Annotated in this window: 9 protein-coding genes and 4 tRNA genes; 11 read left to right on the top strand and 2 right to left on the bottom strand. The window is 61.8% G+C overall.

The genetic code is table 11. The annotated features are described in order from the left end of the window. Positions 1-85: 85 nt before the first annotated feature. Positions 86-179, top strand: a tRNA-Ser gene (locus BLT65_RS01060). 448 nt (positions 180-627) lie between these two features. After that, positions 628-987 (top strand): hypothetical protein, encoded by a 360-nt coding sequence (locus BLT65_RS01055; protein ID WP_091774136.1) that lies wholly within the window; start codon positions 628-630, stop codon positions 985-987. Between the two features lie 103 nt (positions 988-1090). Here the strand turns inward: BLT65_RS01055 and fabI are convergent, their stop codons facing one another. Beyond that, the gene (fabI, locus tag BLT65_RS01050; RefSeq protein WP_091774134.1) at positions 1091-1882 is read right to left on the bottom strand and encodes an enoyl-ACP reductase FabI; all 792 of its coding nucleotides are present in this window, start codon (positions 1880-1882) and stop codon (positions 1091-1093) included. 109 nt (positions 1883-1991) lie between these two features. On the opposite strand from fabI, the gene BLT65_RS01045 reads away from it, so the two are divergent. The 5 genes from BLT65_RS01045 (at position 1992) to BLT65_RS01025 (ending at position 8570) form a co-directional block, all read left to right on the top strand. Beyond that, positions 1992-3926, top strand: a complete 1935-nt coding sequence (locus tag BLT65_RS01045) for an extracellular solute-binding protein (RefSeq protein WP_091774132.1) — start codon at positions 1992-1994, stop codon at positions 3924-3926. Between the two features lie 50 nt (positions 3927-3976). After that, positions 3977-5017 carry a microcin C ABC transporter permease YejB gene (locus BLT65_RS01040; protein WP_042307184.1) on the top strand — a complete coding sequence of 347 codons (1041 nt, stop codon included), beginning with the start codon at positions 3977-3979 and terminating at the stop codon, positions 5015-5017. Continuing rightward, a complete protein-coding gene (locus BLT65_RS01035; RefSeq protein WP_397326899.1) occupies positions 4971-6122 on the top strand; it encodes an ABC transporter permease in 1152 nt (383 codons plus the stop codon). Before BLT65_RS01040 ends, BLT65_RS01035 begins: the two co-directional genes overlap by 47 nt. Then, positions 6119-7738 (top strand): ABC transporter ATP-binding protein, encoded by a 1620-nt coding sequence (locus tag BLT65_RS01030; RefSeq protein ID WP_091774130.1) that lies wholly within the window; start codon positions 6119-6121, stop codon positions 7736-7738. The genes BLT65_RS01035 and BLT65_RS01030 overlap by 4 nt, the downstream gene beginning before the upstream one ends. A gap of 160 nt (positions 7739-7898) precedes the next feature. Then, positions 7899-8570, top strand: coding sequence for a C40 family peptidase (locus BLT65_RS01025; protein ID WP_042307190.1), 672 nt, complete (start codon positions 7899-7901; stop codon positions 8568-8570). Between the two features lie 100 nt (positions 8571-8670). On the opposite strand, the gene BLT65_RS01020 is transcribed toward BLT65_RS01025, so the two are convergent. Further along, entirely contained in the window at positions 8671-9756 is a 1086-nt protein-coding gene (locus BLT65_RS01020) for a patatin-like phospholipase family protein (RefSeq protein WP_091774128.1), read from the bottom strand. A gap of 301 nt (positions 9757-10057) precedes the next feature. On the opposite strand from BLT65_RS01020, the gene gltX reads away from it, so the two are divergent. The 4 genes from gltX to BLT65_RS01000 all read left to right on the top strand — a co-directional run bounded on the left by gltX (position 10058) and on the right by BLT65_RS01000 (position 12034). Next, positions 10058-11467 carry a glutamate--tRNA ligase gene (gene gltX, locus BLT65_RS01015; RefSeq protein ID WP_091774126.1) on the top strand — a complete coding sequence of 470 codons (1410 nt, stop codon included), beginning with the start codon at positions 10058-10060 and terminating at the stop codon, positions 11465-11467. A 120-nt stretch (positions 11468-11587) separates the two neighbouring features. After that, positions 11588-11663 (top strand) — tRNA-Ala (locus BLT65_RS01010). 142 nt (positions 11664-11805) lie between these two features. Further along, positions 11806-11881 (top strand) — tRNA-Glu (locus BLT65_RS01005). A gap of 76 nt (positions 11882-11957) precedes the next feature. Continuing rightward, positions 11958-12034: transfer RNA gene (locus tag BLT65_RS01000), tRNA-Asp, on the top strand. The last annotated feature ends 51 nt before the right edge of the window (positions 12035-12085 follow it).

The following is a 12085-nucleotide window of genomic DNA, read 5'->3' as shown; positions in this document are numbered from 1 at the left end:
TGTGAAGTAGAAATTGACCGCTGCCTCGTAACCCGCTATTATCTTGGCTTCGTTGCGCTGCCTCCCTGGCGCAAGCGAAAGTTTGGGAGACGTGGCCGAGAGGTCGAAGGCACTCCCCTGCTAAGGGAGCATCTGGGCCAAAACCTGGATCGAGGGTTCGAATCCCTCCGTCTCCGCCAGAAATGGCGGTGGAACCCCGTAGAGCTGCGGCTCTGCGGGGTTTTGTTTTTTGCGCGTCTGTTTTTCTTTCATGTGTCTTCGTGATTGACTCCGCTCGCTCTCAACTTTTCATTCCCGGGTCCGTAAACATCGGTATTGGTGAATTGCGTTCGCGATGAATGCGCCATTCACGCGATTCATGCGGGATATCGTTTTGCCTGGGATAACCAAACGAACTGCCTTCGGTTAGCGAATTGCAAAGAACCCGCGAAACGTGCGTGTACGCAACAGTGGAAACGCTGGGCATATCACCAAATGCTGTCGCGTGTAACAGGACGTTACGAAGCGCTTTGCGACGCGAAGTTATGCATCAGTTATTACAAAGTTGAAATACGCGTTAAGCGTCGCTTTGTTATATTCGAATCAAGCAGTCGATAAAACACAACTCCCGCAAAGAAAGGTGAAACCATGAAGTCCACGCGTCTTATCCCGCTGATCGCTGGCGTGCTCGCGATCGGCGCGTCGAGTGCGGCGATGGCTGGGGGACTGAACGTCGGTGTCAACATCGGTATTCCCGCTCCCGTCTATGTCGCGCCGGCGCCTGTGTATGCACCGCCGCCGCCGCCTCCGCCGCCCGTCGTGTATCAGCCGTATCAGCCGGTGCCTGTCGTCGCTGGACCCGCCATCGTGATCGGCTGGCATGGCGATCGTTACTGGGATGGCCGCCGCTACTGGGGCCGCGACGACTACTATCGTCATCACGGCGGCTACGATCATGGCCATGGTCATGGTCACTGGGATAACGGCCATCACAACGGCTGGCATTGATCCCGCGCTGCGTCGCATGCGCCCAACAAAAAACCGCCCCGAGAGGCGGTTTTTTTTCTGGTTGCACGCGCAACGACGCGCGCATTCGAGTAAGCGCGTGCGCTTACTCGGCGACGGCGGCCATCCCACCGACCACGGCGCTGAAGCCGCTATCGACATGCATGATCTCAGCCGTCACGCCGGAAGCGAGGTCCGACATCAGGAATGCCGCTGCATTGCCGACCTGTTCGATCGTGACATTGCGCTTGAGCGGCGCATTGCCTTCGACGAAATCCAGAATCTTGCCGAAGCCCTTGATGCCGCTTGCCGCGAGCGTCTTGATCGGGCCAGCCGAAATGCCGTTCACGCGAATGCCCTTGCCGCCCAGCGACACGGCGAGATAACGCACGCTCGCTTCGAGCGATGCCTTCGCGAGGCCCATCGTGTTGTAGTTCGGGATCGCTTTTTCTGCGCCGAGGTACGAGAGCGTGAGCAGTGCTGCATCGTTCGACAGCATCGGCAGCGCGGCCTTCGCGAGAGCGGGGAAGCTGTAGGCGGAGATGTCGTGCGCAATGCGGAAATTTTCACGCGTCATGCCGTCGAGGAAGTCGCCCGCGATCGCTTCGCGCGGCGCGAAGCCGATCGAATGAACGAGGCCGTCGAGGCTGTCCCAATGTTCTTTCAGCGAAGTGAACAGTGCTTCGATTTGCGCATCGTCGGCGACGTCGCACGGGAAGATCAGATTGCTGCCGAATTCGTTCGCGAACTCGGTGATGCGATCCTTGAAGCGGTCGCCGACATACGTGAACGCGAGTTCTGCGCCTTCGCGCTTGCAGGCTTGCGCGATACCGTACGCGATCGAACGGTTCGACAGCAGGCCCGTCAGCAAGATTCGTTTACCAGCGAGGATGCCCATGGATTCTCCTAATGAGGTCAGTGCGCCGCGATGACAGAGTGCGGGAACGCGCGGGATTTTGGGTAGAATTCTCTCACATTGCAACTGCCCACCGACCAACAAGGCACCTATGACCGCAGGCACGCGACGGGTTGAAGCGCCACGCCCGAGATGGCGCACTCTGATTCGTCCGCTGTTGCGTCCGTTGTTGCGTGTGCGTTGCAAGGCGATGCCGCGCGCCGTGATCGCCGTGTGCGTCGGCTCGCTGATCGGCTTGTCGCCCATGACGGCGCAGCATGCGCAGGCCGCGTATGCGATCGCGCAGTACGGCAACCCGAAGTATCCGCCCGACTTCAAGCACTTCGACTACGTCAATCCCGACGCGCCGCGTGGCGGCACGCTCGTGCTCGCAAATCCCGACCGCTCGACGAGCTTCGACAAGTTCAATCCGTTCACGATGCGCGGCAGCGCGGCGCCTGGTATCGGCCTGTTGTTCGAGAGCCTGACGACGGGCAGCGCCGACGAAGTCGCGTCCGCCTACGGCCTGCTTGCCGACGACATCGCCGTCGCGCCGGACGGCCTGTCGACAACCTTCCACATCAATCCGCGCGCGCATTTTTCGAACGGCGATCCCGTCACGGCCGAGGACGTGAAGTTCTCGTTCGATACCTTGAAGAGCCCGCAGGCCGCGCCGCAATTCGCCGCGTATTTCGCGGAGATCACGCGCGTCGTGATCGTCGATCCGGCGACGGTGCGTTTCGAATTCAAGCAGCACGATCGCGAGTTGCCATTGCTCGCGGGCGGCATGCCTGTGTTCTCGCGCAAGTGGGGCATGAAACCGGACGGCAGCCGCACAGCGTTTGATCAGCTCGCGTTCGAAAAACCGCTCGGCAGCGGGCCGTATCTGATCGAGAGCTACGACAACGGGCGCACGATCACCTATAAACGCGACCCGAAGTACTGGGGTGACAAGCTGCCCGTGCGCGTCGGCATGTATAACTTCGAGCGAATCAACTACAAGCTGTATTCGGATACGACTGCGCGCCTCGAAGCGTTCAAGGCGGGCGAGTACGATGCATTGGTCGAATACGTCGCGCGCAACTGGGTGCGCCGCGACGTCGGCAAGAAGTTCGACAGCGGCGAGCTGATCAAACGCGAGTTTCCGCAACATAACGGCACGGGGATGCAGGGTTTCATCCTCAACCAGCGCCGGCCGCTTTTCTCCGACGTACGCGTGCGCAAGGCGCTCGATCTCGCGCTCGACTTCCAGTGGCTCAACCGGCAACTGTTCTACAGCCAGTACAAGCGGATCGACAGCTACTTCGTCAATACGGATCTGCAGGCCAAGGGCTTGCCGTCGCCGGGCGAACTGAAACTGCTCGAGCCATGGCGCGCACAGCTTGAGCCCGGCGTGTTCGGCGTGCCGCCGAAGCAACCCGACACGGACCCGCCGGGTTCGCTGCGGGCGAATCTGCTCGAAGCGCGCGCGCTGCTCGCGCAGGCTGGCTGGACGTATCGCGATGGCGCGTTGCGCAACGCGAAGGGCGAGCCGTTCGCGTTCGAGATACTCGACGACTCGGGCTCGTCGGCTACGTTCGACCCGGTCTACGCCACCTATATCCGCAATCTGAAGAAGCTGGGCATCGATGCGCGTACGCGTACGGCGGACTTCGCGGTGTATCAGAAGCGACTCGACGCGTTCGACTTCGACGTCACGACCATCCGTTTTCCCGACGTGCAGGTGCCGGGCGCGGACATGATCGACCGGTTCGGCAGCAAGGCTGCGGGCGAACCGGGCTCGGGCAATCTGATCGGTCTGAAATCGCCCGCCGTCGATGCGATCCTGCGCGCGCTGGTCGGCGCGCAGACCCGCGAGCAACTCGTCGATGCCACTCACGCGCTCGATCGCGTGCTGATCAACGGCTACTACATGGTCCCGCACTGGTACAGCGCGACGCATCGCGTGGCGTTCAAGCGCGGCATGGCGTGGCCGTCGACCTTGCCGCTGTACTATACGGCGGAAGGATGGATCACCTCGATGTGGTGGTTCGCCACGCCGCAATGAGCGCGCTGATCGCGTACCCCATCATGTACTTTTGATTCTGGACGGCCGCCATGTGGAGCTACATCCTCAAACGTCTGCTATTGATGATCCCGACGTTGATCGGCGTGCTCACGCTGACTTTCGTCGTGATCCAGTTCGTGCCAGGCGGACCCGTCGAGCAGGCGGTTCATGAACTGCGGCGCAGTACCGCCGAAGGCGGCACGCCGTTCGGGCTGCGCGCGCATAGCGGCGTCGATGCGCAGCAGATCGCGCAACTCAAGGCGTTGTATGGCTTCGACAAACCGCCGCTCGAACGCTACTGGCTGATGCTCAAGCGCTTCTCGCACTTCGATCTTGGACAAAGCTATTTCCGGCATCAAAGCGTGTGGTCGCTGATCGTGTCGAAGCTGCCGGTGTCGATCAGCATCGGGCTGTGGACGTTCTTCCTCACGTATCTGATATCGGTGCCGCTCGGCATCGCGAAGGCGGTGCGCAACGGCTCGCGCTTCGACGTCGCGACGAGCCTCGTCGTGCTGATCGGCTACGCGATTCCCGGCTTTGTGCTCGGCGTGCTGCTGCTCGTGCTGTTCGGCGGCGGCTCGTTCCTGCAGTTGTTCCCGCTGCGCAATCTCACATCCGACAACTGGGACCAGTTGAGCTTCTTCGGCAAGATTCTCGATTACCTGTGGCACATCACGCTGCCGATCGTCGCGTCGGTTGTGGGCAGCTTCGCGGTTGTCACGATGCTGACCAAGAACGCGTTCCTCGACGAAATCCGCAAGCAGTACGTGCTGACCGCGCGCGCAAAAGGGCTGTCCGAGCGGCGCGTGCTGTGGAAGCACGTGTTCCGCAATGCGCTGTTGCCGTTGATCGTCGGCTTTCCGGCCGCGTTCATCGGCGCGTTTTTCACGGGCAGCCTGCTGATCGAAACGCTGTTCTCGCTCGACGGGCTCGGGCTGCTGTCGTATGAGTCGGTCGTGCGGCGCGATTATCCCGTCGTGCTCGGCACGCTCTATCTCTTCACATTGATCGGGCTCGCGACCAAGCTCGTCTCCGATCTCTGCTATGTGTGGGTCGATCCACGCATTCAATTCGAACAACTGGAGCGCTGATTTGAGCCGCGTTCGTACAGATGCCGAAGTGTCGCGCGCGCAGCCGGTACGCGCGTTCGTGTCGCCGTCGCCCGCGCGCCGTGTGTGGCTGCGCTTCCGTCAGCAGCGGCTGGGCTACTGGAGCCTGATCGTGTTCGTCGTCGCGTTCGCGGCGAGCCTTGCCGCGCCGCTGTGGTCGAACGACAAGCCGGTCGTCGTGCGCTACGACGGCCACTATTATTTCCCGCTCGTGAAGGACTACGCGGAGACGACCTTCGGCGGCGACTTCCCGACGCCCGCCGACTATCTCGATCCGTACGTCAAGCAGCGTCTCGACGCGCCGGGCAACTTCGTGATCTATCCGCTGAACCGCTACTACTACGACACGCTCAACTATTTTTCGAAGCGGCCGAATCCGGCGCCGCCTTCGCGCGACAACTGGCTAGGCACCGACGATCGTGGCCGCGACCTGTTCGCGCGTCTCGTGTACGGCTTTCGCGTGTCGGTGGAGTTCGCGCTGGTGCTGACTTTCATCGGCACCGTGCTTGGCGTGCTGGCGGGCGCCGTGCAGGGTTACTTCGGCGGCAAGACGGACATCTTCGGGCAGCGTCTGATCGAAATCTGGAGCGCGATGCCGGAGCTGTATCTGCTGATCATCTTTGCGTCGATCTTCGAGCCGGGCTTTATTCTGCTGATCGTGCTGTTGTCGCTGTTCGGCTGGATTGGCCTTGCCGACTACGTGCGCGCGGAGTTTCTGCGCAACCGGCAACAGGACTACGTGCGCGCCGCGCGTGCGATGGGCTTGTCGAACTGGCAGATCATCTGGCGACACGTGTTGCCCAATAGCCTGACGCCCGTCATCACGTTCCTGCCGTTCCGGATGAGCGGCGCGATCCTCGCGCTGACGAGCCTCGATTTCCTCGGTCTCGGCGTCCCGCCGCCGACGCCCAGCCTTGGCGAACTGCTCGCGCAAGGCAAGGCGAATCTCGATGCGTGGTGGATCTCCATGTGGACGTTCGGCGTGCTGGTCGTGACGCTGCTGCTGTTGACGTTCATGGGCGACGCGCTGCGCAACGCGCTCGACACGCGCATCTCCGACGCGATGAAGGCGGGAGGCAACCAGTGAGCGCGAACGCGACGAAACACGACGGGCCGCTGCTCGAACTCGATCATCTGCGCGTGACCTTCGGTGACACAGTGGCCGTCGACGATCTGTCACTCACGATCGGCCGCGGCGAGCGCGTCGCGCTGGTCGGCGAATCGGGCTCCGGCAAGAGCGTGACGGCGCTGTCGATCCTGCGTCTGTTGAACGACGCGCAGACGAGCGGCGTCGTGCGCTTCGACGGCGAAGATCTGCTCGCGAAGAGCGAGCGCGAAATGCGCGGGATGCGCGGCTCCGCTATCGCGATGATCTTTCAGGAGCCGATGACGGCTCTCAATCCGCTGTACACGATCGGCGATCAGATCGCGGAAACCATCGTGCTGCACGATGGCGTCAGTGCCAACGAAGCGCGCAAGCGCGCCGTTGCGCTGCTCGACCGCACGGGCATCGCGGAGCCGGGCAAGCGCGTGAACAGCTATCCGCACCAGTTGTCGGGCGGCCAGCGGCAGCGCGCGATGATCGCGATGGCGCTCGCGTGCCGTCCGCGGCTGCTGCTCGCCGACGAGCCCACCACGGCGCTCGACGTGACGATCCGCGCGCAGATCGTCGAGCTGCTGCTCGAACTGCAACGCGAGGAAGCCGAAAAGCGCGGCATGGCCGTGCTGCTGATCACGCACGATCTGAACCTCGTGCGGCACTTCGCGCAACGGGTCGCGGTGATGGAGAAGGGCGTGCTCGTCGAGAGCGGCCCCGTCGATACGCTGTTCGCATCGCCGCAGCATCCGTACACGCAGCGTCTGCTGCAAAGCCGTCCGGAGCGCGCCGTCGTGCCCGTGCTGCCGATCGCGCCCGTGCTGCTCGACGCGCGCGACGTCTGCGTGGATTTCAGGACGAAGCTGTCGGGCATGGCCGGCTGGTTCCGGTCGGGGCGCTTTCGCGCGGTCGACGACGCGACGGTGTCGGTGCGGCAGGGCGAAACGCTCGGCATTGTCGGCGAGTCGGGGTCGGGGAAATCGACGCTCGCGATGGCGATGCTCGGCCTGCAAAGAACCTCGCACGGCGCGATCGATTTTCAGGGCAGGGCGCTCCGCAGTTATCGCGGACGCGAGCAGACTACGCTGCGCTCGAACATGCAGGTCGTCTTTCAGGATCCTTTTAGTTCACTTTCACCTCGGCAGACGATCGAGCGGATCGTCGGCGAGGGGCTCGCGCTGCATCGGCCGCAACTGAATGCCGACGCACGGCGCGACAAGGTGATTGGCGTGCTGCGCGAAGTGGGGATCGACCGGACGGCGCTGCATCGCTACCCGCACGAATTCTCCGGCGGACAGCGGCAGCGCATCGCGATTGCGCGCGCGCTGGTGCTGGAACCGCGCATCCTGATTCTCGACGAACCGACCAGCGCGCTGGACGTCTCAATCCAGCAGCAGGTGTTGAAGCTGCTCGCGGGTTTGCAACGTAAATACAACCTGGGATTTGTGTTCATCAGTCACGATCTGGCCGTGATCGGCGCCATGGCTCATCGCGTTGCCGTCATGCAAAACGGGGCGATCGTGGAGACGGGCGAGGTCGAGCGAATCTTCGCAGAACCGACCCATCCTTACACACGTAAGCTGTTGAAAGCGGCCTTGACGACTTGACATTCACCAATTGGGTGCGGCGAGTCATTGTTTTTTTCTATTTGTTTTGACATTGGAATACTTACTGGCTAGTATCGACCAAACTTTTTTCCTAGCCTGTTGATTTTCAGGCAAAAACTACCGCCGCACCCAGCCCTAACCAAAACCAACCACCAGACCAATGCAGCACCAAAACCTAACCCAGGCTTGCACGCGCGTCGTCGCCGGGATGTTCATTGGCGTACTGATGGCCGCAGCTCCCGGCGCTTTCGCCGATGAAGTAAGCAGCTTTAACCAGAATGCCTCATTCTCGACCTCTTCCGGGTCGAGTTCAGTGTCCTCCACCACACAAAGCACGCAAAGCGCTGCCTCGAATTCCGAGAGCGGCGCTCGTTCGTTTTTGTCCGGCATGGCCGGCAAGGCGGGTGATGTGGTGGTCGGCGCCCTCAACATGATCGGCGTGCGTTACCGCTGGGGCGGCGATACGCCGGATTCCGGCCTCGATTGCAGCGGCTTCGTGCGCTACGTGTTCCAGGACACGCTAGGTATGGCACTGCCGCGCCGCGCGGAAGAAATGAGCCGTGTCGGCGAGAAGGTTCGGGTTTCCGACCTGAAGCCGGGCGACCTCGTGTTCTTCAACACGATGCGCCGTACGTTCTCGCACGTCGGCATCTACATCGGCGACAACAAGTTCGTGCATTCGCCTTCTACGGGCAGCACGATCCGCGTCGACGACATGGATGACGGTTATTGGGAAAAGCGCTTCACGGGCGCGCGTCGTATCGAATCGACGGTGCCGCAGCAGCAGGAGCTGCGCCAGCGCGTGAGCGCGACGATCGGTGGCAACAATTAAGACGATCGTTGGTTGACTGGTTTCAAACGAAAGGCCCGCTTCATCTGAAGCGGGCCTTTTGCGTTGCTGTGTCCGTTTTCGCGTATGACGCCGCCGCCGGTCAGACCGTTGCGCGCGCCGCCGCCAGTTTGCGCAGCAGTTCGGGCGCGATGCGCGCGGCGGCTTCCTCACCCGCCAGAATCGCCGCATTGCGTTGTCCGAAGTCGGTGCCACTCATCGCGTTCAGATTCGGACGGATCACGACGTCGGCGTATTTGTCGAGTTCGTATGCCTTGATTGTCTGACCCATGATCGTGAACGTCTGCATCAGTACGTCGAAGGAGCTTTCGGTAAGCGCTGTTTCGGGCCGCGCGGAAATATCGACGGCGATCACGAAGTCCGCGCCCATCTTGCGCGCGAACGACGCGGGCACCGGGCTGACGAGGCCGCCATCGACGTATTCATGTCCGCCGATCTTCACCGGCTCGAACACCGACGGCACGCTCGACGACGCGCGCACCGCGATGCCCGTGTTGCCGCGCTGGAAAAGAATCGGCTGGCCCGTTTTCAGATCCGTTGCGACGACGCCGAGCGGCTTCGCCATTTTCTCGATCGGGCGATTGTCGAGCGTCTTGTTCAGGTAGTTCTGGAGCGCTACGCCTTGCAGAAGGCCGCGCGTGCGAAACGGCATCGCCCAGTCGCTGATCGACGCTTCGTCCATCGTCAGCGCGAGCTTGTTGAGCGCGAAACCGTTCAGGCCCGAAGCATACAGCGCCCCGACCACCGACCCGGCGCTGGTCCCGCACACCAGATCGATCTGGATGTTGCGCGCCTCCAGTGCCTTGATCACGCCGATATGCGCAAAGCCGCGCGCGGCGCCGCCGCCAAGCGCGAGCCCGATGCGCAGCGGCCGTTCTGGCTTGACGGTTGGCGTCGGCGGGTTGGACGCGGTGTTGGGCGTTGGCGTGACAGTGTCGGGCTTGCTGCCCGTCGACGCGCAGGCGGAGAGAACAGCGGAGGCCGCGGCAATCGAGAACGTGCGGCGGGACAAGCGTGGCGATGACGGTTTCAACGAATTCTCCAGCGACGGCGCCGACGTCCATGCGAAAGTGTCGTGCCGCGTGTCATGCAAAAGCGATCGCTGGCGGCGATCCTCGCGCGCTGCACGGAGCCTGTCGGGAGCCGGACGGCAGCGCGCGCACATCATAATGCAAAGCGGGCGCGCGGCGACAATCGGTTGAGGAAACCGTCTACACGTCTAGTTGTCGGTGTCGGGTACTGACGACGTCCGTTGTCCGATGTTTCGGCCTATGCCTTCCGGCGCGGCTGCCGGACGCGCCTGCAAACCCATGTTGTCAGTATTCGACGGGTATAATTCGTCTCTCTTTTTCAATCGCGTTCGCGCCGTCGGCAGGCGTTGTCAACGTCGCCGGGCGCGATCCGTTTCCGTTGCCGCGCCTGGCTTCGATGTTCGCCGGGCGCAGGCGTCTGCCTCCGAGTTACCGCACATGACCACTCCCGTTCGCACCCGCTTCGCTCCGAGCCCCACCGGCTTCATTCACCTCGGCAACATTCGCTCTGCGCTGTATCCGTGGGCGTTTGCGCGCAAAACGAAGGGCGTGTTCGTGCTGCGTATCGAGGACACCGACGTCGAGCGTTCGACCGAGCAATCCGTCGACGCAATCCTCGAAGGCATGCAATGGCTCGGCCTCGATTACGACGAAGGTCCGTTCTACCAGATGCAGCGCATGGACCGTTATCGCGAAGTGCTGCAGCAGATGCAGGAGCAGGGGCTCGTGTATCCGTGCTACATGTCGACGGAAGAACTCGACGCGTTGCGCGAGCGCCAGCGCGCCGCCGGCGAAAAGCCGCGCTATGACGGCACGTGGCGCCCCGAGCCGGGCAAGGTGCTGCCGACGCCGCCCGCAGGCGTGGAGCCCGTGCTGCGTTTCCGTAATCCGCTGACGGGCGTGGTCGCGTGGGACGATGCCGTGAAGGGTCGCGTCGAAATTTCGAACGAAGAACTCGACGATCTCGTGATTGCGCGCCCGGATGGCACGCCGACCTATAACTTCTGCGTGGTCGTAGACGATCTCGACATGAAGATCACGCACGTGATTCGCGGCGACGACCACGTCAACAACACGCCGCGTCAGATCAATATCCTGCGCGCGCTCGGCGCCGAGCCGCCCGTCTACGCCCACCTGCCGACCGTGCTGAACGAGCAGGGCGAGAAGATGAGCAAGCGGCACGGCGCGATGAGCGTGATGGGCTACCGCGACGCCGGCTATCTGCCAGAAGCCGTGCTGAACTATCTCGCGCGTCTGGGCTGGTCGCATGGCGATGCGGAGATTTTCTCGCGTGAGCAACTGATCGAATGGTTCGATCTCGATCACCTGGGCAAGTCGCCGGCGCAGTACGACCACAACAAGCTCAACTGGCTGAACAACCACTACATCAAGGAAGCCGACAACGCACGTCTCGCCGATCTGAGCAAGCCGTTCTTCGCGGCGCTCGGCATCGACGAAGCGACGCTCGCGAAGGGCGCGGATCTGGAGGCGGTGATCGGGCTGATGAAGGATCGCGCGTCGACGGTGAAGGAGATCGTGGACAACGCCGCAATGTTCTATCGCGAACCGAATCCGGATGCCGACGCGCTCGCGCAGCATGTGACGGATGTCGTGCGTCCGGCTCTCGCCGATCTCGCCGCGGCATTGAAGACCTGTGAGTGGATGAAGGAGGGCATCGCCGCCGCGTTGAAGGCGACGCTCGGCACGCACAAACTGAAGATGCCGCAACTCGCGATGCCCGTGCGTTTGCTGGTGGCGGGCACGACGCATACGCCGTCCATCGATAGCGTGCTGATGCTGTTCGGTCGCGACGTGGCCGTGAGCCGCATCGAAAAGGCGCTTGCCTGAGCAGGCGAAGCGAGGCCTCCCGGCATCGTTGTGCGGCCTCGCAAAAAAATTGTAGAAAGCGACTTAAGAGGTATTTACAAAGCGAAAATTGCTCACTACAATCTCGCTTCTGTTCTGCAAGGGGGTATAGCTCAGCTGGGAGAGCGCTTGCATGGCATGCAAGAGGTCAGCGGTTCGATCCCGCTTACCTCCACCATCAGAGCAGAGTGAAGTCTTCCGGTTAGCTGGAAGTTGTAGAAAAAAGACTTCACAAACGGTAGTAAAGCAGTTAGAATAGCGGTCTTCGCTGCTGATGAATGAAGTTAGCAGCAAGAACGAGACAGATCTGAAAAGATTATGTCCCCTTCGTCTAGAGGCCTAGGACATCACCCTTTCACGGTGAGTACAGGGGTTCGAATCCCCTAGGGGACGCCAAATACTGGCGTTGCTTGAGATTCAAGTAATGCGCTTGCGAGAAATAACCGACGCTCGCAAGTCAGGTAGCAAGACTGGAGTGGTAGTTCAGTCGGTTAGAATACCGGCCTGTCACGCCGGGGGTCGCGGGTTCGAGTCCCGTCCACTCCGCCAGATTAAGCCCGTTCGGTGAGCGGGCTTTTTCATTAAAGGTGTAAGCAGTAG

This window comes from Paraburkholderia steynii (assembly GCF_900100565.1).
In the GTDB taxonomy this organism is placed as follows: domain Bacteria; phylum Pseudomonadota; class Gammaproteobacteria; order Burkholderiales; family Burkholderiaceae; genus Paraburkholderia; species Paraburkholderia terrae.
Note: the sequence above shows the minus strand (reverse complement) of the source record. Positions and strands in the feature narration are given on the sequence as shown.